At 72.3% G+C, this 22,105-nt stretch carries 19 protein-coding genes; 13 read left to right on the top strand and 6 right to left on the bottom strand.

Features of this window, described 5'->3' with window-relative positions; all coding sequences use genetic code 11:
* On the top strand, positions 1-887 hold an 887-nt coding region (locus ACTIFU_RS06180; protein WP_439577416.1), incomplete at its 5' end, for a peptidoglycan -binding protein.
* Here the strand turns inward: ACTIFU_RS06180 and ACTIFU_RS06175 are convergent.
* Positions 868-1,785 carry a Gfo/Idh/MocA family protein gene (locus ACTIFU_RS06175; RefSeq protein ID WP_439577415.1) on the bottom strand — a complete coding sequence of 306 codons (918 nt, stop codon included), beginning with the start codon at positions 1,783-1,785 and terminating at the stop codon, positions 868-870. The two genes, ACTIFU_RS06180 and ACTIFU_RS06175, sit on opposite strands and share 20 nt — an antisense overlap.
* A 109-nt stretch (positions 1,786-1,894) precedes the next feature.
* Here ACTIFU_RS06175 and ACTIFU_RS06170 point away from each other — a divergent pair, with 109 nt between their 5' ends.
* The 3 genes from ACTIFU_RS06170 (at position 1,895) to ACTIFU_RS06160 (ending at position 6,893) form a co-directional block, all read left to right on the top strand.
* On the top strand, positions 1,895-4,180 hold the full coding sequence (locus ACTIFU_RS06170; RefSeq protein ID WP_439577414.1) for a fused MFS/spermidine synthase: 2,286 nt from the start codon (positions 1,895-1,897) through the stop codon (positions 4,178-4,180).
* 194 nt (positions 4,181-4,374) lie between these two features.
* A complete protein-coding gene (locus tag ACTIFU_RS06165) occupies positions 4,375-5,685 on the top strand; it encodes a DUF1800 domain-containing protein (RefSeq protein ID WP_439577413.1) in 1,311 nt (436 codons plus the stop codon).
* 2 nt (positions 5,686-5,687) lie between these two features.
* Positions 5,688-6,893 (top strand): DUF1501 domain-containing protein, encoded by a 1,206-nt coding sequence (locus ACTIFU_RS06160; protein WP_439577412.1) that lies wholly within the window; start codon positions 5,688-5,690, stop codon positions 6,891-6,893.
* 401 nt (positions 6,894-7,294) lie between these two features.
* Here the strand turns inward: ACTIFU_RS06160 and ACTIFU_RS06155 are convergent, their stop codons facing one another.
* A complete protein-coding gene (locus ACTIFU_RS06155; RefSeq protein WP_439577411.1) occupies positions 7,295-9,238 on the bottom strand; it encodes a molybdopterin-containing oxidoreductase family protein in 1,944 nt (647 codons plus the stop codon).
* Positions 9,239-9,370: 132 nt separating this feature from the next.
* Here ACTIFU_RS06155 and ACTIFU_RS06150 point away from each other — a divergent pair, with 132 nt between their 5' ends.
* Genes ACTIFU_RS06150 through ACTIFU_RS06110 form a run of 9 tightly spaced genes read left to right on the top strand, consistent with a single transcriptional unit; the run spans position 9,371 to position 18,959 of the window.
* Complete coding sequence (locus ACTIFU_RS06150) at positions 9,371-9,493, top strand: hypothetical protein (RefSeq protein ID WP_439577410.1); 123 nt, start codon at positions 9,371-9,373, stop codon at positions 9,491-9,493.
* The gene (locus tag ACTIFU_RS06145) at positions 9,490-10,242 is read left to right on the top strand and encodes an ABC transporter ATP-binding protein (RefSeq protein WP_439577409.1); all 753 of its coding nucleotides are present in this window, start codon (positions 9,490-9,492) and stop codon (positions 10,240-10,242) included. The genes ACTIFU_RS06150 and ACTIFU_RS06145 overlap by 4 nt, the downstream gene beginning before the upstream one ends.
* A gap of 4 nt (positions 10,243-10,246) precedes the next feature.
* Positions 10,247-10,948: an ABC transporter ATP-binding protein gene (locus ACTIFU_RS06140; protein WP_439577418.1), complete on the top strand. Its 702-nt coding sequence runs from the start codon at positions 10,247-10,249 to the stop codon at positions 10,946-10,948.
* Positions 10,949-10,954: 6 nt separating this feature from the next.
* Positions 10,955-12,340: an MmgE/PrpD family protein gene (locus ACTIFU_RS06135; RefSeq protein WP_439577408.1), complete on the top strand. Its 1,386-nt coding sequence runs from the start codon at positions 10,955-10,957 to the stop codon at positions 12,338-12,340.
* Positions 12,341-12,342: 2 nt separating this feature from the next.
* Positions 12,343-13,200 carry an isocitrate lyase/PEP mutase family protein gene (locus ACTIFU_RS06130; RefSeq protein WP_439577407.1) on the top strand — a complete coding sequence of 286 codons (858 nt, stop codon included), beginning with the start codon at positions 12,343-12,345 and terminating at the stop codon, positions 13,198-13,200.
* Positions 13,197-14,933 (top strand): hydantoinase B/oxoprolinase family protein, encoded by a 1,737-nt coding sequence (locus ACTIFU_RS06125; RefSeq protein ID WP_439577406.1) that lies wholly within the window; start codon positions 13,197-13,199, stop codon positions 14,931-14,933. The genes ACTIFU_RS06130 and ACTIFU_RS06125 overlap by 4 nt, the downstream gene beginning before the upstream one ends.
* Complete coding sequence (locus ACTIFU_RS06120; protein ID WP_439577405.1) at positions 14,930-16,978, top strand: hydantoinase/oxoprolinase family protein; 2,049 nt, start codon at positions 14,930-14,932, stop codon at positions 16,976-16,978. The genes ACTIFU_RS06125 and ACTIFU_RS06120 overlap by 4 nt, the downstream gene beginning before the upstream one ends.
* Positions 16,975-17,571, top strand: coding sequence for a cysteine hydrolase family protein (locus tag ACTIFU_RS06115; RefSeq protein WP_439577404.1), 597 nt, complete (start codon positions 16,975-16,977; stop codon positions 17,569-17,571). Before ACTIFU_RS06120 ends, ACTIFU_RS06115 begins: the two co-directional genes overlap by 4 nt.
* Positions 17,568-18,959: an FAD-dependent oxidoreductase gene (locus ACTIFU_RS06110; RefSeq protein ID WP_439577403.1), complete on the top strand. Its 1,392-nt coding sequence runs from the start codon at positions 17,568-17,570 to the stop codon at positions 18,957-18,959. The genes ACTIFU_RS06115 and ACTIFU_RS06110 overlap by 4 nt, the downstream gene beginning before the upstream one ends.
* Here the strand turns inward: ACTIFU_RS06110 and pqqE are convergent.
* Genes pqqE through pqqB form a run of 4 tightly spaced genes read right to left on the bottom strand, consistent with a single transcriptional unit; the run spans position 18,943 to position 21,996 of the window.
* Entirely contained in the window at positions 18,943-20,064 is a 1,122-nt protein-coding gene (gene pqqE, locus ACTIFU_RS06105; protein ID WP_439577402.1) for a pyrroloquinoline quinone biosynthesis protein PqqE, read from the bottom strand. The two genes, ACTIFU_RS06110 and pqqE, sit on opposite strands and share 17 nt — an antisense overlap.
* Positions 20,061-20,339: a pyrroloquinoline quinone biosynthesis peptide chaperone PqqD gene (gene pqqD, locus ACTIFU_RS06100; RefSeq protein ID WP_439577401.1), complete on the bottom strand. Its 279-nt coding sequence runs from the start codon at positions 20,337-20,339 to the stop codon at positions 20,061-20,063. Before pqqD ends, pqqE begins: the two co-directional genes overlap by 4 nt.
* Positions 20,336-21,082: a pyrroloquinoline-quinone synthase PqqC gene (gene pqqC / locus ACTIFU_RS06095; protein ID WP_439577400.1), complete on the bottom strand. Its 747-nt coding sequence runs from the start codon at positions 21,080-21,082 to the stop codon at positions 20,336-20,338. The genes pqqD and pqqC overlap by 4 nt, the downstream gene beginning before the upstream one ends.
* Entirely contained in the window at positions 21,079-21,996 is a 918-nt protein-coding gene (gene pqqB, locus ACTIFU_RS06090; protein ID WP_439577399.1) for a pyrroloquinoline quinone biosynthesis protein PqqB, read from the bottom strand. Before pqqB ends, pqqC begins: the two co-directional genes overlap by 4 nt.
* Positions 21,997-22,105: the final 109 nt, after the last annotated feature.

Genomic DNA, 22,105 nt, shown 5'->3' with positions numbered 1-22,105 from the left:
AGGCCGAACGCGAAATGCTCGCGCTCATGCGCGAGCAGGTCGCCGCACTCGACCGGCAGGTGGAGACGGATCGGGAGACGATCGAGCTCCGGCTCTCCGAGATCGTCCGCCTGACGCAACAGATCGAGACGCTGACCGCGCTGCGCGACCGGCTTGAGGAGCAGGCCGCGGATGCGGCCGCGCGCGCCGCTACCGAGGAGGAACGCCGACGCACCGTCGAGGCGATCCTCGCCGACGAGCGCCGGCTCGGCGAGACTGCGCGTGCGCAGGTGGCGCTGCTCAACCGCCAGATCGAGGAGCTGCGCGCGCAGATCGGCCGGATCAGCCAGGCGCTGGAGATCGCCGAGGCGGAGGGTCGCGACAAGGACGCGCAGATCGCCAATCTCGGCCAGCGGCTGAACCTGGCGCTGGCGAGCCGGGTCGAGGAACTGCAGCGCTACCGCAGCGAGTTCTTCGGAAGGCTGCGCGAGGTGCTGGGCAACCGGCCGGGCATCCAGGTGGTCGGCGACCGCTTCGTGTTCCAGTCGGAAGTGCTGTTCCCGCCCGGTTCGGCCGATCTTCAACCCGAGGGCATGGAGCAGTTGCGCCAGCTTGCCGGGGTGATCCGCGAGGTCGCAACTGACATCCCCTCGGACGTGCCGTGGATCCTGCGGGTCGATGGCCACGCCGACCGCACGCCGCTGGCTCCCGGCGGGCGCTTCGCGTCGAACTGGGAGCTGTCGGCGGCGCGCGCGATCAACGTGGTGCGCCTGCTGTCGCTGCTCGGCGTGCCGGAGAACCGCCTCGCTGCGACCGGGTTCGGCGAGTTCCAGCCGCTCGATCCGGCCGATACGGTCGAGGCCTATGCGCGCAACCGGCGGATCGAGCTCAGGCTGACGGACCGCTGAGGCAGGCGGCCTCAACCGCCAGCGCCACCGCGAGCGCCGCGCGGCCCGCAACCCCGTCCACCACGACCGGCGCCTCACCCCGCACCGCCGCGACGAACGATGCGAGCTGCGCCGCCAGCGGATCGGTGTCCTGCCAGGACTCCTCGGTCCTGCCGTCGCGCCCGAACCGGGCAAGGTGGCGGCCGACGAAATCAACCGCGAGTGACCCGCCGGCGTCGAACAGTCGCGCGATGCGCTCCACCGCCGGACTGACGCGGCTTGCGGTGAAGCTCGCGACCGCGCCGCCGGCGAAGCGCACCCGCGCATGGGCGAAGTCGAGCTCGTCCGACAGAACCGCCCGTCCCACCGCCTCGACGCGCTCAACCGGCCCGCCGGCAAGCGTCAGCGCAAGGTCGATGTCGTGGATCATCAGGTCGAGCACGACCGAGACATCCGTGCCGCGCGGACGGAACGGGGCGAGGCGGGCGAATTCCATCGCCAGCGGCTGGGACACATGGCGTGCCAGGGCCGAACGCGCGACCGAGTACCGTTCGAGGTGTCCGACCTGGAGCACCACGCCCCGCGCGGCGGCAAGCGCGATCAGCTCATCGGCCTCGGCGAGCGTCGTCGCGAGCGGCTTCTCCATGAACAGATGCCGCCCCGCCTCGAGCACGCGCAGGCCGAGCGCGTGATGTGCCCGCGTGCTCGCCGCCACCACCACCGCCTCGGCCTCGGCGAGCGCGGCGTCGAGATCGGGCAGGCCGCGCGCCCCGCCTTCCGCGGCCACGCGCACGGCCTTGTCCGGGTCGTGGTCCATCACCCCGACGAGGGTGACGCGTGGCTCGGCGGCGGCCTTGAGCACGTGGTAGCGGCCGAAATGCCCCGCGCCGACGACGGCGAGGCGGAGAGGGTCAGGCATGGCCGGCGACGACTCCTGCGGTCCTCACGGTGCCGTGATTCCGACACGGTGTGCCGTCATGAAGCCTCCAGGATCACACGTCGGCCGGGAGGGGGCCAAGGGGGAGGTCATGCACGGGGTGCCGGGGAGCGTCGTGCGCGCGCGGGCGGACGAGCGCGTGGTGGTCTGGGTCATGGGCGGGGCGTTCTTCGCCTCCGGTTTCGCCGCCCTGCTCTACCAGGTGATCTGGCAGCGCATGCTGGGGCTGTTCGCGGGCTCCGACGCGGTCACGGCCGCGCTGGTGGTGGGCGCGTTCCTGCTTGGGCTCGGGCTCGGCTCACTGGTGGCCGGGCTGGTCGCGGACCGCATGGCGCCGCGCCGCGCGGCACTCGCCTTCGCGCTGATCGAGGCCGGAATCGCCGGCTTCGCGCTGCTCTCGCGCCCGTTCCTCTACGACCTGGTGGTGGAGCGGCTCGGCCCGCTGCTCACCGGACGGTGGGAGGTGTTCGGCATCTGCTTCGCCGGCCTGCTGGTGCCGACCTTCCTGATGGGGCTGTCGCTGCCGGTGCTGGCCAAGGCGGTGGTGGCGCGGATCGAGACCGCGGCGAGCCGGATCGGCCTGCTGTACGGCGTGAACACCCTCGGCGCTGCCGCCGGCACACTCATCGGCGGGTTCCTGATCGTCGGCGCGATCGGCTTCGAGGCCTCGCTCCAACTTGGCGCGGTGCTGAACCTGCTGGCCGGCGCGGCCGCGCTCGCGGTGCGTTCGCGCCTGCCCGACACTCCGGCGCCCGCCGCCGCGGTCCGGGCCGATGTGCCGGCGGCGCAGAGGGGCGCGCTCGGCCTGCCGGCCTGGACGCTGCTGGTGTTCCTCTCGGGCTTCCTGATCGTCGCCCTGGAGATCCTCTGGGTGCGCGTGCTCGGCATCGCCGGGCAGGGTTCGGCCTATGCCTTTCCGCTGATCCTCGGCGTGTTCCTGGTCGCGGATGCCGCCGGGATGCTCTATGGCGCGCGCTGGGTGCAGCGGATCGCCGATGTGCGCCGCGCCTTCATCCTGCTTCAGGCCTGGGCCGGGCTGTCTGCCGCCGCCACACTGCTCGCCCTCTGGCTGCTCTATCCCTGGCCGCCCTTCGCCGCCGTGATGGGGATGGACTCGTTCCGCACCACCCTGCCCGCGCTTGGCTGGCTCGCGCTGCTCTCGGTGGTGCTGATCGGCGCGCCGGCCTTCCTGCTCGGCATGAGCTTCCCGGTGGTGCAGCGGGCGGTGCAGCGCGACATGGCCTCCGTCGGGTTCCGGGTCGGCATCGTCCAGCTCGGCAACATCATCGGCAATGCCGCCGGCAGCCTGGTCTGCGGCCTCGTGCTGCTGCACCTGCTCGGCACCTCGGGCACGGCGGCGGCGCTGCTCGGGCTCGCGCTGGCGATGCTCGCCTGGTGGCTCTGGCGGCTCGCCCGCGAGGGGCGACGCGATACCCCGGCCTTCGCCCTCGCTGCCGCGATGCTCGCCGCGATCGCCGTGTTTCCCGGCAACACCGCGTGGTGGGCGCGCATCCATGCGGTCGAGGACGGCCAGCGCGCCCTGGTCGCCGAGGACCGCTCGGGCGTGGCGGTGCTGCGGCTGAAGGACGGTGCAGGGCCGATGTTCATCACCGGCCACACCCAGAGCCGCGTGCCGTTCTGGCCGCATCACGTGCTGCTCGGCGCGCTCGGCCCCGCCATCCACCCCGCGCCGCGCGAGGTGATGGTGGTCGGCGTGGGCTCCGGCGGCACGCCCTATGCGGCGGGCTGGAACCCCGAGACGCGCAACGTGCGCGCGATCGAGCTGATCCAGCCGGTCTATCGGGTGATCCGCGACTACGCGGCGCTCTACCCGGACAGCGCGCCGGCCTGGCTCGCGCGCGATCCGCGCTTCGAGCTGGCGGTGGGCGACGGACGGCGCGAGATCTTCGTCTCCAACCGGCGCTGGGACGTGGTCGAGGCGGACGCGATCCTGCCGCAGACCTCGCACAGCGGCATGCTCTACTCGGTCGAGTTCCTGCGCCTGGTGCGCGACCACCTCAAGCCCGACGGGCTGTTCGTGCAGTGGGCGCCGACCAGGCGGGTGGTCGAGAGCTTCGTCTCGGTGTTCCCGCACGCGGTGCTGCTGCGTCCGCTCTCGGTGCTGGTGGGATCGAAATCGGCTATCCCGTGGGACCGTGAGGCGGTGCTGGCGCGGCTCGACAGCCCGGCATTCCGCGCCTGGGCCGCACGGGCGCAGGTGAATCCGGCCGAGTTCGCTCAGATGTTCGCCGACCCGCCTGTGGTCTGGACCCCTGACACGCCGCGGCTCGGCGGCGAGGTGAACACCGACCTCTTTCCACGCGACGAGTACTACCTCAACAACGAGGTCGTGTGGCCGACCGGCACCTGGCATTGATGCCCGGACCAGCACGGCTCGACCGTTGTGGGGAGGAGCCCGCGCGAGGCTGATGGGGCGGCCACGCGCCGGAGGCGGCCCCGTGCCGCCCGCCGCACGACGGCTGAAGCCGGTGCGACGGAGTTGAGCGTGCCGTAACGCTTCGTCATGCCGCTGCCATCGTCCTGCCCGAAGCGGCGCGGTACGCTGCCGCCATGTCCCGCCGCGACGCCGCGATCGCCGCGATCCGCTTCGGACTCGGCCCCGCGCCGGCCGAACTCGCAGCACTCGGCGCCGATCCTCGCGGCTGGCTTGCCGCGCAGCTCGAGTCCGTGCCGGCCCCGCCTGCCGCGCTCGACGCGGCCGTGCCCGATGCGGCCGCTGCGCTCCAGATCACCCTCGACGCGCAGCGCAATCGCCGCCCGCCCGGCACACCGAACCCGATCGAGATGTCCTACCGCGCCGCGATGACCGCGCTGACCGGGCATTGGTGCACGACCGAGGCGCCCCTGGTCGAGCATCTCGCGCTGTTCTGGTCGAACCACCTGACGGTCAGCCGGCGTGGCGGCAACACCGCCGCGATGGTCGCCGACCACCACCTGCGCGCGGTACGCCCGCATGTGCTGGGGCCGTTCCGCGACCTGCTGCTCGCAGCGATCCGCCATCCGGCGATGCTGCGCTATCTCGACAACGCGGCCTCGATCGGACCGAACTCGCCTTCCGGGCAGCGGCGCCAGCGGGGGCTGAACGAGAACCTCGCGCGCGAGATCCTGGAGCTGCACACGCTCTCGCCGGCGGGAGGCTACAGCCAGGCGGACGTGACCGCCCTCGCCGCGATCCTCACCGGCTGGGGTACCGGCACGCCCGACCCCGCCCCCTTCGTGTTCCGGCCGCGCACGCACGAGCCCGGACCCAAGACCCTGCTCGGGCGGGTGTTCGCCGAGGGCGAGCTGGCCGGCATCGAGGCGCTGACCATGCTCGCGCGCCACCCCGCGACCTACCGGTTCCTCGCGACCAAGCTGGTGCGCCATTTCGTCGCCGATCAGCCGCCGGAACCGGCGGTCGCGGCGGTGGCGCGCCGCCTCGCCGAGACCGACGGCCATCTCGGCGCGGCGATGCGCACCCTGATCGCGCGCCCCGAGCCCTGGGCCATCCCGCTCGGCAAGCTGCGCACCCCGACCGAGTACGTCATCGCGGTGCTGCGCGCGACCGGCGCTCCACTGCCGCCGCGCGCGCGTGTGGACGCGCATGCCGCGCTCGGCCAGTCTCTGTTCGCCGCCCCCGCGCCTGACGGCTGGCCGGACGTCGCCGAGGCCTGGGCGGCGCCCGAGGCGATCCTGCGCCGGATCGACTGGGCGGGCGTCGTCGCGGCCCGGCTCGCGACACCGCCCGACCCGCGCCTGCTGCTGGACGAGACGCTCGGCCCGCTCGCCGATGCCGCGACCATGCGGGCCGTGGTCGGCGCGCCGACCGTGCGCGAGGGCGTGCTGCTGGTGCTGGCGGCGCCCGGCTTCCAGAGGAGGTGACCATGCGCTTCACCCGTCGCGGCGTGCTGCTCGGTCTCGGCGCGCTGGCCGCCTTCGGCCATCGCGCTGCGTTCGGCGATGCTCCTGGCGAGCGCCGTTTCGTCGTCGTGATCTTGCGCGGTGGGCTGGACGGGCTCGGCGCCGTGGTGCCCTACGCCGATCCGGCCCATGCGGTGCTCCGCCAGGGGATCGCGCTCGCCGAGCCGGGCAGCGAGGACGGGCTGCTCGATCTCGGCGGACGGTTCGGGCTGCATCCGGCGCTCGCCGCGGTGCATGCGCTCTACCGCCACGGCGAGGCGGCGATCGTACACGCGGTCGCCGGACCCTACCGTTCGCGCAGCCATTTCGATGCCCAGGATGCGATGGAATCGGGCGCCGAGCAGCGGCTCGCCGATGGCTGGCTGAACCGGGCCGTCGCCACGCTGTGGCCCGCCGATCTGGGTCCGGTCCGGGGACGGTCGCGCCATGCGCTTGCCACCGGCCAGACCGTGCCGCTGGTGCTGAAGGGACCGGCCGCGGTCACGAGCTACGCCACGGCGCGCCAGCCCGAGGTCTCGCGCGAGACCATGGACCGGCTCGCCGCGCTCTACGCGCGCGACCCCCTGCTTGGGCCGGTGGTGCGCGAGGGGCAGGCCGGACGACGCTTCGCCGCCGGCGCGATGGGATCGGATCACGGGCCGATGGCGAACCTGCCGGGGGAACGTGCCGCCTTCGTCGCCCTCGCCGAAGCCGCCGGACGGCTGCTTGCGGCACCCGACGGGCCACGCGTGGCCGCGCTCGAAACCGGCGGCTTCGACACCCACGCCTTCCAGCCGCAGCGTCTGGCTGCGGCGCTGAGCACGCTGGACGGCGGGATCGCCGCGCTGCGTCAGGGGCTCGGCGCTGCGTGGCGCGAGACCGCGGTGCTGGTGATGACCGAGTTCGGCCGCACCGCGCGGGTGAACGGCACGCTCGGCACCGACCATGGCACCGGCGGCGTCGCCTTCGCGCTGGGCGGTCGGATCGCCGGCGGGCGCGTGCTCGGCGACTGGCCGGGCCTCAGCGAGGACGCGCTGTTCGAGCGGCGTGACCTCCGCCCGACCACCGACCTGCGCGCGGTCGCGAAGGCGCTGCTGGCGGGGCATCTCGGCGTGCCGCGCGCCGCGCTCGATGGCGCGGTGTTTCCCGAAAGCGCGAGCGTGGCGCCGTTCCGGGACCTCGTCGCCTGAGTTTGTGAATGCCGGTCGCTGACTGACCCTGGGGAGTCGGTTTTGGCTGGGAGGGTGATTCCAGCTTCTGGCTGGATGGGAGGTGGTCGGCCGATGATGCGTCCCTGTTCGCTGCACTTGCGTCACCGTGCGGTTGGCCCTGTGGCCGGGCGGGCAGTGGTGCCGGGCGGTGGCCCGGCCGCTGGCGCGGATCGCGGCGGCAGCGCATTTCACCCTGCGGGGACTGCGCGCCGCGCTGCGCGAGCGCGCACGTTGGAACGCCACCAGTGCCGGACCCTGTTGCGCAAGGCCGACCATCGGTCTGGAACCGCATCGGCTCATCGCTCGATCAATTCAACTCCACCGAATGCGCCACCAATACTCGCCGTACCGGATACGCACCAACTTGATCCGGTCACGCCCTAGCTGGCGGACACCGCAACGAAGGTGTCGTTGTAGGCTGGCTGCCCGCCGGGCGACCAGGCCGACGGCGACAGCAGGTTCGCGACCGCGCCCTCCTCGCCCTCCGTGCTCCACCATTTGCCGGGCAGCGCGACCACGCCGGGCAGCATCGTGTCGCTGACGCGCAGCGTCGCCGGGATCGCGCCGCGCTCGTTGCGCAGCACCACTCGCGCCCCGTCCGGGAGTCCGCGTGCGACCGCGTCCGATGGCGCCATGTGCAGCGTCGGCCGGGCTTCGCCATGGCGCTGGCGCGGCATGTTGGCGAAGGACGAGTTCAGGAAGAAATGCGCCTTCGGCGTGAGCAGGCGCAGCGCCCCGTCGCGTGGCTCCTCCGGCACCGGAATCTCTCCCGCGAGACGCAGCCGCCCGTCGTCGAGCCGTGGCGGCGGCTTGCCGGTCTTCGCCCAGCCCGCGCGCTTGAGCGTCGCGAGATCGAGCCCGGGCGGCAGCGCGGTCGCGGCGATCTCCTCGTCGGTCTCCCGGAACGCCGGATGGTCGAGCCCGAGACGCGGAGCCAGCAGGCGCATCACCTCGGCATGCGGCTTCGCCTCGCCGAGCGGCGCGATCGCCGGCAGGTTGATCGTCACGTAGTGGTGGCCCCAGGCGCCGAGCAGATCGAAATGCTCGAGCTGCGTCGTCGAGGGCAGCACGAGGTCGGCATGGCGCGCGGTGTCGGTCAGGAAATGCTCCAGCACCACCGTGAACAGATCCTGGCGCGCAAGCCCTGCGCGCACGCGCCCCGCATCGGGCTGGACCACGGCCGGGTTGGTGCCCCAGATCATCAGCCCCCTGATCGGCGGATCGAGCGCCGTGAGCTGCTCGCCGAGATGCGCCATGTCGAGGCTGCGCGGAGTGGTCCCGGCGGGGATCAGGTCGGCGCGGTCGACGCGTGCGCTGTCGAGCGTCGGCGTGGCGATGATCAGCACGCCACCGCCGCGCTGGCGCCAGTGTCCCGCCAGCACCGCGAGCGTGCCGATGCCGCGCACGAAGGCGTCGCCGGCGAGGCTCTGCTGCGGCCCGACGCCGGCGCGGATCACCGCCGGGCGCGCCGCGGCGAAGTCGCGCGCGAGGCGGAGGATCGTCGCCGCGTCGATGCCGCAGACCGCGGCTGCGCGCTCGGGCGTCCACGGCGCCACCCGCTCCGGCAGCGCATCGAGATCGGCGGCGGCCGCGCGCGCGAAGTCGAGATCGGCGAGTCCCTCCTCCAGCATCACGCGCGCCATCGCCGCCGCCAGCACCGCGTCCGAGCCGGGGCGAAGCTGGATGTGCTCGTCGCACTGGCGCGCGGTGCGGGTGCACATCGGATCGAGCGCGATCACGCGCGCGCCGTGGCGCGCCTTCGCCTCCTGGATGAAGTGCCAGTGGTGGTGGCAGGTGGACAGCGCATTGAGACCCCAGAGCAGAACCAGCCGGCTCTCCGCCATGTCCTCGGGGTCGAAGCCGAGCGGCCAGCCCGCGCCGGCCGAGGCGATCGCGGCGACCGAGCAGATGTGGCCATGCATGCGGCTCGTGCCGAGCGCGTGGAAGATCCGCAAGAGCGCGCGGCGCTGCACGACGCCCATCGTGCCCAGGTAGTTGTGCGGCAGCAGCGCCTCGGCGCCGTAGCGGGCGATGATCAGACCGAAGCGTTCAGCGATCAGGTCGAGGGCAGCATCCCAGGAAATGCGCTCGAACCGCCCTTCGCCTTTGGGACCCGCTCGGCGCAACGGATGCAGCAGCCGGTCGGGCGCGTAGGCGCGGGCCTCGTAGTCGTTCACCTTGGCGCAGAGCACGCCCCGGGTGAACGGATGGTCCTTCGCGCCGCGCACCGCGACCACGCGCCCGTCCGCGACCTCGGCAACCCAGGCGCAGGTGTCCTGGCAATCGAGCGGGCAGCAGCCCTTGACGTATCGGACGTCTCCCATCGCCTTCCTCCAACGTTCGCGCCGAGGCTAGCGCGGAATTGTTACGATTGGCCAGGACCAATCCGGGGAACGCCGTGACGCGCGACGCTCGCTCACCATTGCCATGCAGCTGCACAACTGTTTGGGTATCGAATGTCCGCCGACCGGCTCGACGCCACCTTGGCCACGCTTGCCGACCCGACTCGCCGCGCCATCCTCGCCCGGCTCGCGGCCGGCGCGGCGCCGGCGAACCAGGACGCGGGCGAGCGGGCATGAGCCCGCTCCTGGAGGTCGAGCGCGTGACCATGCGGTTCGGCGGGCTGACCGCGGTGGACGATGCTTCCATGGCCGTGCCCGTTGGCGCGATCACCGGGCTGATCGGCCCGAACGGCGCGGGCAAGACCACGCTGTTCGCGGTGATCTCCGGCTTCCTCGCCCCGACCGCGGGCCGTGTGCGCTATCGCGGCGAGGACATCACCGACGTGCCCGTGCATGCGCGCGCGGAACGCGGGATCGCGCGCACCTTCCAGGTGGTGCAGCCCTTCGCCGGACTGTCCGTGCGCGAGAACATCGCTGTCGGCGCCTATCTGCGCCATGCCGCGCGCGATGAGGCGCTCGCCGCCGCCGGCGCGGTGGCCGAGCGTGTCGGGCTCGCGCGGATGCTCGACCAGCAGGCCCGCGCGCTGACGGTGGCGGGACGCAAGCGGCTGGAACTCGCCCGCGCGCTCGCGACCGCACCGACGCTGCTGCTGCTCGACGAGGTGCTCGCCGGTCTCAACCCGTCCGAGATCCGCGACATGATCCCGGTGATCCGCCGCATCCGCGACGACGGCATCACCATCCTGATCGTCGAGCACGTGATGCAGGCGGTGATGAACCTCTGCGACCGCGTGCACGTGATCGCGCAAGGACGCCTGATCGCCGAGGGCACGCCGGCCGAGGTCGCGCGCGATCCAAGGGTGGTCGAGGCGTATCTCGGCCACGGTGCGGCCGAGCGCATGCTGCGGACGCAGGGCGTTGGCTGAGCCGATGCTGCGCGTCGAGACCGTGGTCGCCGGCTATGGCGGGGTGCCGGTGCTGCGCGGTGTGACGCTCGAGGTCGCGGCCGGCGAGATAGTCGCGGTGCTGGGCGCGAACGGCGTCGGCAAGACCACGCTGAACAACGCGATCTCGGGCCTGGTGCGCGCGAGCGCCGGCACGATCACCTTCGAGGGTGCGCGGATCGAGCGTGCGGCGCCGCCGGCCATCGTGCGCGCGGGCCTGATCCACGTGCCCGAGGGGCGGCGGATCTTCCCCAACCTGACCGTGCGCGAGAACCTGGAGCTCGGCGCCTATGCGCGCGCGCGCGCCAGCCGCGCGGCCAATCTCGACCGCGTCTTCACGATCTTCCCGCGTCTCCGCGAACGCATATCCCAACTCGCCGGCACGCTCTCGGGCGGCGAGCAGCAGATGCTGGCGATCGGGCGCGGACTGATGGCCGAGCCGCGGCTGCTGATCCTGGACGAACCCTCGCTCGGCCTCTCGCCGCTGCTGGTCGAGGAGCTGTTCGCGCTGATCGCCCGCATCGCCGCCGAGGGGCTCGCGGTGATGTTGGTGGAGCAGAACGTCGTGCAGTCGCTCGCCCTTGCCGCGCGCGCCTATGTGCTGGAGAACGGTGCGGTGGTGATGCAGGGCGCGGCCGCCGAGCTTGCGCGCAACCCCGATCTGGAGAGGGCCTATCTCGGGCTCTAGCACGCGATGAATGTGATCCGCGCCAGCCAACTCACGGTCGACGACGCCTGGCTCGTCGAATGGTCGCGCTTCGCCGCCGGGCTGCGCTTCGAGGACATCCCCGCCGCGGTGGTCGCGCATGCGCGGCTGGTGCTGCTCGACACGATCGGCGCGATCGCCGCCGGCGCGCAGGAGCCGGAGATGGTGGCGCTGACGCGCCGCATGGCCGACCTGCACGGGACGGGCGGGATGACGACGGCGGTGATCGGCGGACGCGCGCGGCTTGCGCTGCCTGTCGCGGCGTTCCTGAACGGCACCGCCGGCACGATGCTGGAGCTCGACGAGGGCAACCAGTACTGCCGCGGCCATCCCGCGATCCATGTCGTGCCGGCCGCCCTCGCCGAGGCCGACCGGCGCGGCGCCTCGGGGCGCGCGCTGATCCGCGCGCTCGCCCTCGGCTACGAGATCGGCGCGCGCATCGGCATCGCCTCCACGCTGCGCGTGACCATGCACCCGCACGGCACCTGGGGCACGGTCGGCGCCGCGGTGGCCGCCGCAGCACTCGCGGGCGCGGATGCCGGAACGATGCGCGAGACGATCAACGTCGCCTCCACCCTCGGGCTCGCGACCAGCCGGCGCACCATGCTCCAGGGTGGGACGGTGCGGAACACCTATGCCGGGGCGTCGAACCAGCTCGGCCTCGTCGCCGTCGAGCTGGTCGACTCGGGTTTTGTCGGCGAGCCTGACGGGGTCGCGACCGTGTTCGGCACCGTGTCGGCCGACGACTTCCGGCCGGACGAGATGACGCGCGAGCTCGGGTCGCGCTGGGAGATCGCGCGCAACTACTTCAAGCGCCATGCCGCCTGCCGCTACACCCACGGCGCGCTGGATGCGCTCGGCGCGATCCTGGCCGAGACGGGGCCGGTCGCGCCCGGCGACGTCGCCGCGCTGGAGGTGGACACCTATGTCTGGGCCGCGCAGCTCGACGATCCGTCCCCGCGCAACATGCTGGCGGCGAAGTTCTCGCTGCCCTTCGCGCTGGCGACGCTGATCGTCACCGGCAGCACCGGCGTCGCGTCGTTCCGTGAGCCGGCGCGCGTGGACGCGGTGACGCGGGCCCTCGCCGCGCGCGTGACCGTGCGCGAGGACCCCGCGCATACCGCCGCCCTGCCCGGACTGCGCCCGGCGCGCGTCACGCTCGCCCTGCGCGACGGACAGCGCGTGCAGCGCGAGGTGACGACCAATCGCGGCGACACCGAGACGCCCTACCCGCCGCAGGAGGTTGTCGCCAAGTTCAGCGTACTCGCTGCCCCCGCCTGGGGCGCGGACGGCGCGGCGGCAATTCGCCAGGCGGTCGAGACGATCGACACGGCGCCGGATGTTCGCGCATTCGTCGCGAGTCTGGAAGGATGACGATGGGACTGAGAGCGCGCCTCTCAGAGTCGCGCATCGTGCTCGCCCCCGGCGTGTACGACGCGCTCACGGCTGCGATCGCGGCGGATGCCGGATTCGAGGCGCTCTACGTCTCCGGTGCGGCGATCGCGTACACGCGGCTCGGCCGGCCAGATATCGGCCTCGTATCGATGACCGAGGTCGCGGATCATGTCGCGCGCATCGCCGACCGTGTGCCCACCCCGCTGATCGTCGATGCCGACACGGGCTACGGCAATGCGCTGAACGTGCAGCGCACGGTGCGCGCCTTCGAACGTGCCGGTGCGGCGATGATCCAGCTCGAGGACCAGACCTTCCCCAAGCGCTGCGGCCATCTCGACGGCAAGGGCGTGATCCCGATGGCCGAGATGGTGGGCAAGATCCGCGCCGCCGTGGACGCGCGCCGCAGTGCCGCGACGCTGATCCTCGCGCGCACCGATGCGGTGGCGATCGAGGGGCTGGAGGCGGCGGTGCAGCGCGCTCATGCCTATGCCGAGGCCGGCGCGGATGCGCTGTTCGTCGAGGCGCCGCGCACGCGCGAGGATCTTGCCCGCGTCACCGCTGCGCTCGGGGGCACGCGGCCGCTGCTCGCCAACATGGTCGAGGGCGGCAGGACGCCGGTGCTGTCAGCGCCGGAGCTGGAGGCGATCGGCTTCCGCATCGTCATCTTCCCCGGCGGCATCGTGCGTGCGCTCGCCCGCACCGCGCGCGACTACTACGCCTCGCTCGCAAGCGCGCGCACCACCGAGCCGTTCCGCGACCGCATGCTCGACCTCGCCGGGCTGAACGACCTCATCGGCACGCCCGAGATGCTGGCGCTTGGCAAGAAGTACGACGCATGAGCCTCGACCCCGTCACCCTCGCGGTACTGAAGGGTCGGCTCGAACAGATCGCCGACGAGATGGACGCGACGCTGGCGCGCTCGGCCTTCAACCCGATCATCGCCGAGGCGCGCGACCTCTCGCACGGTCTCTACCACGCCGAGACGGGCGAGACGCTGGTGCAGGGCAATGCCGGGCTGCCGATCTTCGTCGGCGCGACCGCCTTCGCGGTGCGGGCGGTGATCGCGGCGGTGGCGAAGGAGGGCGGCGCGCGTCCGGGCGAGACCTGGATCTTCAACGATCCGTATGACGGTGGGACGCATCTGAACGACTTCCGCCTGGTGCGCCCGGTGTTCCGTCAGGGGCGTCTGTTCTGCTGGATCGCCTCGGTCGGGCACTGGCTCGACATCGGCGGCAACGTGCCGGGCGGCTACAACCCGCGCGCCACCGACTCGCACCAGGAAGGCGTGCGCATCCCGCCCGTGCGGCTGATGCGCGACGGCGTGGTCGATCCGGCGATCGTGGCGATCCTGCAGGCGAACACGCGCGTGCCGCTGTCGAACTGGGGCGACCTGAACGGGCAGATCAACGCGCTCGATCTCGGCGAGCGGCGGCTCACCGCGTTGCTCGACGAGACCGGTGAGGATGTAGTGGCGGAGGCGCTCGCCGCGCTGACCGCACGCGCCGAGGCGCTGATGCGGAGCGAGCTCGCCCGCCTGCCGGACGGCACCTACGCGGCGGAGGACTTCCTCGACAACGACGGCATCGTCGATGCGCCACTGCCGATCCGCCTCGCCATGACGATCAACGGCGATGCGATGACGCTCGACTTCACCGGCTCTGCGCCCGCCTGCGCCGGGCCGCTGAACATCAGCCGCGCGACCACGATCGCCTGCTGCTACGTAGCGCTGAAGCACCTGTTCCCGGAGGTGCCGGCGAATGGCGGCTGCCTCGCGCCGATCCGCTTTGTCGTCCCGGAGGGGTCGATCCTGGCGGCGAACGCGCCGAAGCCGGTGGCTGGCTACACCGAAACGATCCTGCGCGTGATCGACACGGTGTTCCGCGCCTTCGGCCAGGCCGCGCCCGAACGCGCCACCGCGGGGCCGTTCGCGACCATCAACGCGCTCTCGATCAGCGGCTGGCGCGAGGCGGCGGCGCGCTGGGTGATGTTCTGCTTTTTCGGCGGCGGCCTCGGCGGCAACCCGGAGACCGATGGGCTGAACCATGGCAACAACCCGATCAGCACCGCGACCATTCCGCCGCTCGAGATCCTGGAGGCCGCGTACCCTGTGCGCTTCACGCAATGGGCGCTGCGCCCCGACAGCGGCGGGCCGGGGCTGCATCGCGGCGGCTTGGGTGCGATCTACGAAATCGCGGTCGATGATCCGCGCGGCGCGGAGGCGTTCCTGCTGGGTGAGCGCGGCCGCTTCCCGCCCTTCGGTGTGAACGGCGGCGGCGACGCGGCACCCAACCGGTTCAGCTACGAGACGGAGTCCGGCTGGGAGCAGCCGCCGATGGTTTCGAAGGTGTTCGGTGTGCGGCTGCAGGACGGCGCGCGGGTGCGGCTGGAGACGCCGGGCGGCGGCGGCTGGGGCGAGGCGTGCGCGCGCGATCCCGCCCGCGTGGCGCGCGACGTGCGGCTCGGATACGTCACGACCGAGGCCGCGCGGCGCGACTACGCCGTCGTGGTGAACGCTGATGGCACTGTCGAGACGGCGGCGACCGAGGCGCTGCGCAAGGGCGGCGTGGCATGAGCGCGATCGTCGGGGTGGATGTCGGCGGTACCTTCACCGACCTGTTCACGCTCGATCCGGAGAGCGGCACGTTCCGTACTAGTAAGGTACCATCGCGGCGCGGCGACGAGGCGGCCGGGTTCCTCGACGGGCTGAACGCGGTCGGCGGTGTGGCCGGGCTCGCCGCGGTGGTGCACGGCACGACGGTCGGCACCAATGCTCTGCTCGAGCGCAAGGGTGCCCGCATCGGGCTGATCGCGACGCGCGGCTTCCGCGATGTGCTGGAGATGCGACGCCGCGACCGCCGCCGCACCTGGGGCCTCTGGGGCGATTTCGAGCCGGTGGTGGATCGCGACCTCAGGGTCGAGGTGGACGAGCGCACGCGCGCCGACGGCACGATACTGCTGCCGGTCGATCCGGCGCAGGTGGCGGAGGCGGGACGGGCCTTGCGCGCGTGCGGCGTGGAGGCGATCGCGGTCGCCTTCATCAACGCCTACGCCAACCCGGCGAACGAGCGCGCGGCGATGGCGGCGCTGCGCACGCTCTGGCCGGAGGGGCATCTCTGCTGCTCTGCCGACATCCTGCCCGAGATCCGCGAGTTCGAGCGCACCAGCACGACGGCGCTGAACGCTTATCTGCAGCCGGTGGTGGGTGCGTATCTCGGCCGGCTCGAAGCCGCGCTCGACCAGGGCGGGTTCGCCGGCAAGTTCCACATCGTGCAGTCGAACGGCGGCGTGATGAACACCGTGATGGCGCGCAGCCTGCCGGTGCGCACGGCGCTATCCGGCCCGGCGGCCGGTGTGATCGCGGCCGCGGCGATCGCGCGCGCGGCAGGCTTTCCGGACGTGATCACCGGCGATCTCGGCGGCACGAGCTTCGACGTCTCGCTGGTGGCGAACGGCCAGCCGGCCTTCGCGCCGCAGGCGGCGATCGATTTCGGCCTCGTCATCCGCACGCCGATGGTGGAGATCACGACGATCGGCGCGGGCGGCGGCTCGATCGCGCAGGTCGATGCCGGGGGCCTGCTGCAGGTGGGCCCCGAAAGTGCCGGCTCGGTGCCCGGGCCGGTCTGCTACGGCGCTGGCAACGACCGCCCGACGCTGACGGATGCGAACGTGGTGCTCGGGCGCATCAATGCCGAGCGCCCAATCGGCGGCGCGCTTGCGCGTCTCGATATCGAGGCGGCGACGGACGCGATCGCACGGCAGATCGGCGCCAAGCTCGGGCTCGACGCGCTGGCGGCGGCGGATGCGATCGTGCGCGTCGCGAACGCGAAGATGGCGGGCGCGATCCGGCTGCTGTCGATCGAGCGCGGCCACGATCCGACGCGCTTCGCGCTGATGCCGTTCGGCGGCGGCGGCGCGCTGCACGCGGGTGCCTTGATGCGCGAGGTCGGGCTGAAGGCGACGGTGGTGCCGCGCTTCCCGGGCGTGACCTCGGCGCTTGGCTGCGTGCTGGCCGATCTACGCCACGATCAGGTGCAGACGGTGAACCTGCTGCTCGCGGGCCTCGACGCCGCGGCGCTGGATGCGCGGCTGGTCGCCGCCGGCGAGGAGGCGCGCGGCGTGATCGAGCGCGGCGGGCTGCCGATCGAGGGCGTTGAGGTGCGGTTCGAGGCCGACATGCACTACGTTGGGCAGACACATACCGTCGCCGTGCCGTTGCCATTCCGGCTCGCGGGCGGCACGGCCGGCGTGGACGCGGATGCCATCCGCTCGTCGTTCGAGGCCGCCTACACCACCGCCTTCTCGCGCCTGCTGCCGGAGATCCCGATCCGCATCGCCAATGTCCGCACGATCGCGATCGGCATGCGCCCGCGGCTCGATCTCGCTGCACTCGCGCCGCCCGGGACGGCCACGCGCGCAGCGGCCGAGCGGGGGTCACGCCGCGTGTGGTTCGACGGCATTGCGCACGAGGCAACCGTTTGGTCGCGGCTCGACCTGCCGGCGGGCGCGGAGATCGCCGGTCCCGCGATCCTCGAACAGGCGGATGCGACGATCGTGGTCGATCCCGGGCTGACCGCGCGGGTCGATCGTCTCGGCAACCTGGTGATCATACGCGCATGACCGACCCCGTGACGACCGCGCTGCTGCTCTGCGACCTGCAGAACGACTTCATCCACCCGAATGGCGCCTATGCGCGCGGCGGTCAGTCCGCGCCCGAGATCGCGGCACTGCCGGCGCGGCTCGCACCGCTCGCGCAGCGGCTGCGCGACCGCGGCGGCTGGGTGGTCGCGACGCTGTTCACGCTCGTGCCTGGCAAGGGTGGCGAGCCGTTCATCTCGCCGCATCTGAGGGCGATCCGGCCCTTCCTGCGCGCGGGCGATTTCGCGCCCGGATCCTGGGGCCAGGCGCTGGTGGAGGAACTCGCGCCGGCGGACCTGACGGTGGAGAAGGTCGCCTACAGCGCGTTCTACATGAGCCGGCTGGAGTGGGTGTTGCGGAAGGCCGGCATCGAGCGGCTGCTGGTGGCCGGGATCGTGACGAATGGCGGTGTGGCCTCGACGCTGCGCGACGCGGCAGTGCGCGACTTCCCCTGTACGCTGCTTACTGACGGCTGTGCGGCGTTCGATCCGCGCACGCACGAGGTGGCGGTGGAGGCGCTGCGTCCGGTGGCGCGCATCGCGACGATCGCCGAGGCGCTGGACGCGCTCGGATGAGCGAAGCCGCCGTCGCGCCGGCGGACGGGGTCACCTTCGGCGCCGTGGCCGAGGTGCTGATCATCGGCGGTGGTGCTGCGGGCATCGTGGCGGCGCTGGCCGCGGCCGCGGCCGGCGCGGAGCCGGTGGTGGTGGAGCGCGACGCGGTGCCGCGCGGTTCGACCGCGCTCTCGGCCGGGCTGATTCCCGCCGGCGGTACGCGCTGGCAGCGCGACGCTGGGATCAAGGACGACGCCGAGCGTTTCGCGGCCGATATCCGGCGCAAGGCGAAGGGCGAGGTGGACGAGGCGGTGCTCGATGCGGTGACGCGCGGCATCGCGAGCACGCTCGAATGGCTCGCGGATGCGCATGGGCTTTCGTTCTCGGTGGTGACGGACTTCCTCTATCCCGGGCATTCGGCGCATCGGATGCACGGGCTCGCGAGCCGTTCCGGCGCGGAGCTGATCGACCGTCTGCGCGCGGCGGTGGAGCGCGCGGGTGTCGCGGTGCTGACCGAGGCGGTGGCGCGCACGCTGTTCATCGATGATGACGGCACGGTGCGCGGTATCGGCGTGGTCCGGCCGGACGGCAGCGAGGAGCGGATCGGCTGTCGTGCGCTGGTGCTGGCGTGCAACGGCTATGGGGGGAACCGTGCGCTGGTGCGGCGGCATATTCCGGAGCTCGCCGAGGCGGTGTGGTTCGGGCATGACGGCAATCGCGGCGAGGCAGTGCTGTGGGGCGAGGCGCTGGGGGCGGAACTCGCGCATCTCTCCGGGCATCAGGGGCATGGGTCGGTCGCGCATCCGCACGGCATCCTGATCACCTGGGCGGCGATGATGCAGGGCGGGGTGCAGGTGAATGCGCAGGGGGAACGGTTCAGCGACGAGTCGGAGGGGTATTCCGAGCAGGCGGCGCGTGTGCTGGCGCAACCTGGCGGGTTCGCGTGGGGCGTGTTCGACGAGCGGATCGCGGGGATCGCGCGGCAGTTCGAGGATTTCCGCGCGGCCGAGGTGGCCGGGGCGGAGGTGCGCGCCGGGTCGGTGGAGGCGCTGGCGGAGGCGATGAAGGTGCCGGCGGCGGCGCTGGCGACGTCGCTGGCGGAGCGTGGCGCGCCGGATCGGTTCGGGCGCGACTGGACGGGGGTGGCGCCGCTCGTGCCGCCCTATTGCGCGGTGCGCGTCACGGGCGCGTTGTTCCACACGCAGGGAGGGTTGGCGATCCGCGACGATGCACGGGTAAGGCGCGCGTCCGGGGGTGTGTTCCCGAATCTGTTCGCGGCGGGCGGTGCGGCGGCGGGGCTCTCGGGGTCGCGCGCGGCGGGATATCTCTCCGGCAACGGCCTGCTGACCGCGGTGGCACTCGGCGCGATCGCGGGTCGCGAGTCGGCGCGTCTCAGCCGCGCTGTGTAGCGGGTTCCAAGGGCCAATGGCCCTTGGCGGGAGGCGCGGGGGGCGGAGCCCCTCGCCGGTGTTGGGTTCTTGGTTCACCAGGTTTGGCGTCCGAGACGAGCGCGTGATCCGGCGCGAGTACACAGGCGGGATCGGTGCGCGCGGCATCGCCGGTGAGCGCGAACGCCTGGCACCTGCACCCGCCGAAGTCCACGGCGCGCCGGTCGCAACTGCGGCACGGTTCGGGCATCCAGTCTTCGCCGCGATACGCATTAAAGCCAGGGTTGTCGCGCCAGATTGCGCCGAGCGCGTGCTCGCGCACGTTCCACCATTCCAGCGGCAGGGTATGCGCGGCGTGACACGGCAGTGTCGTGCCGTCGGGTCCGACGACGATGAAGCGCTGTGCCCAGCCGTCCATGCATGCCTTCGGCTTGCCGGTGAAGTAGTCGGGCAGCACGAACAGCACCTCAATGCGGCCCTTCAGTCGGGCGCGCGCTTCGGCGGCGGCGATCCGGGCACGCTCGATCTGTTCGCGCGTCGGCAGCAGCGAGTCGCGATTGGCGAGCGCCCAGCCGAGATACTGGGTGTTGGCGAGTTCGAGCCGTTCCGCGCCCCAGGATTCGGCCAGCGCGATGATCTCCGGCACGTGGTCGAGGTTGGCGCGGTGGAGCACGACGTTCAGCGTCAGCGGCAGCCCCAGTTCGCGCACCCAGGACGCGACCTGGCGCTTCTGCGCGAAGCTGCGCGTGCCGGCGATGCGGTCGGAGCGCGTCTCGTTGGCGTCCTGCACGGAGAGCTGCACGGCATCGAGCCCGGCGTCGCGCAAGCCGGCGAGGCGGTCGCGCGTCAGTGGCAGGCCAGAGGTGATGAGCGTCTGGTAGAGGTCGAGGCGCCGTCCGCGCGCGACGATCGCTGCGAGGTCGTCGCGCAGCAGCGGCTCACCGCCGGTGAGCGTCACCTGCATCACGCCGAGCGTTTCGGCCTCGGTGAGCACGCGGGTCCAGTCCTCGGTCGTGAGCGCGTCGTGACGCTTCGTCCAGTCGATCGGGTTGGAGCAGTAGCCGCAGCGGAGCGGGCAGCGATAGGTGAGTTCGGCGACCAGGGTGTAGGGGCGCGGCGCGGTCATGGCGCGACCCGGACAAGCGCGCGGTCGGCCAGCGCCGAGAGGAGCGCGATCGCCTCGGTCTCGATCCGGTCCGCCGGTGCGTTGTGCGTGGCGGCGAGGCACGCGGCGACCTCGCGCACCGTGCGCGTGCCGTCGAGCGCCCTCAGCACCGCGACGGCCGAGGCGTTAAGTTCGAGGCCGCGTTCGGGCGCGAGCAGCACGGTCTTGCCGCTGATGCGGTCCTCGCGCAGGCGCACCTTGGGCGCGAGCGCGACGACGCTCTCGGGAGCGATCATGGCGGCGCCTCGGCGAATTCGGGCGGGGCCATGCGCGGCTCGGCGAAGTGGGCGAGCCAGACGCAGTCGAGCAGGTGCCAGAGGATCTGCGTCTTGGTGATCAGCGCCTGGACGCATTTCTTCTGCATCGCATAGGTGTCGGCGTGGGCGACGACGTAGGCGATCGCCTCCTCGCTGTCGCGGCGGGCGCGCGGCACGCGCGAGCGGAAATAGGCGAGCATGTCGGGGCTGACCCAGGGGTAGTGCTTCTCCCAGGCGGCGATGCGCCGGCTCATCAGGTCGGGGGCGAAGAACTCGGTGAGCGAGGAGGCGACAGCCTCGACGAAGGAGCGCTCGCGCACGAGCTGCACATAGGCATCGCAGGCGAAGCGCACGCCCGGCAGCACGTCGGCGCAGGTGGCGACACGGTCGCGGTCCAGGCCCACGCCCTCGGCGAGGCGCAGCCAGAGCGCCAAGCCACCGTCGCCGTCCGTCTCGCCGATGTGGTCGTGGATGCGGCGCACCCACTGGCGCGAGAACCCAGCCTCCTCGCTGCGGCTGACGATGATCGCGTCCTTCACGGGGATGCGCGTCTGGTAATAGAAGCGGTTCAGGACCCAGGCCTGGAGCTGCTCCTTGGTGAGCGTGCCCTCGTGCATTCTGATGTGCACGGGATGATGGTCGTGGTAGCGGCGTGCGCCCTCGCGGCGCAGCCAGTCGATGAACGCGTCCTTCGGCAACGGTGCGCGCGCCAGTTCGTTCACAGGGCGATCTCCATCCCGTCCTCGGCGACCGTCCAGCCGGCCGCCTCCACCCTCGCCCGCTCCGCGCTGTCCTCGCGCAGGATCGGGTTGGTGTTGTTGATGTGCACGAACAGCTTGCGCGTCACGGCGAGGTCCACAAGCCGGGCGAGCGAACCCTCCGGCCCGCCGATCGGCAGATGGGCCATGTCGGCCGCGCGCTTGTCCATCAGCTTCGGCCGCGCGAGTTCGTCCTCCGACCAGAACGTGCCGTCGAACAGCAGTGCGTCGGCGCCCTCCATCACCGCGCGCATCGCGGGCGTGATGCCGCCGGCGCCGGGGAAAGCAGCGAGGCGACGGCCGGACCGGTCGCGGACGATCAGCCCAATCGCCTGCTCCTCGCTTTGGGGTTCGCGGCCTTCGAGATGCACCGGCGGCTTGCCCGGCACCGGCACGGGGGTGGCAAACAGTGAGGCGCGCGCGGGGTCGGGGTCGTCGAGCGGCGCCTCCAGCCCGGGAACGAACCGGCGCCAGGTCACCTGCCCGGGGAAGCGCTCGAGCGTGCGGTAGAGCGCATTGCCGTCGACGAAGCCGGCGCGCACCGTTTCGGTCGCCAGCACCGTCAGCGGATGGCTCTCGCGCAGGGAGAGCAGGCCGAGGGTGTGGTCGAGATCGCCGCAGGTCAGCACGATCGCCGCGATCGGCGAATGGCGCGGCGCGCGCGGCCAGAGCGCGGGGAAGGCCTCGATCTGGGCGCGGATCTCGGGGCCGCAGTTCAGCAGCACCCAGCGATCGGCGTCGCCCGAGAGCGCGACCGTCACCTGGCTGCGCGGCTTCGCACGGATCGTGCCGCGGCGCAGCCCGTCGCAGTTCGGGCAGCCACAGTTCCACTGTGGGAAGCCGCCACCGGCCCCCGCGCCCAGGATGCGGATCAGCATCGGCGAAGGCGGCGGCCGCAGGTGAGCCCGCGGCCGCCGTCGGGATCACTCGGCGCGGTCGTCCTCGCCGAACTCGCCCTGATAGCTGGAGATCTCCGCGTCCATCTTG

This window comes from Elioraea sp. (genome assembly GCF_051860475.1).
Lineage (GTDB): Bacteria > Pseudomonadota > Alphaproteobacteria > Acetobacterales > Acetobacteraceae > Elioraea.
Note: the sequence above shows the minus strand (reverse complement) of the source record. Positions and strands in the feature narration are given on the sequence as shown.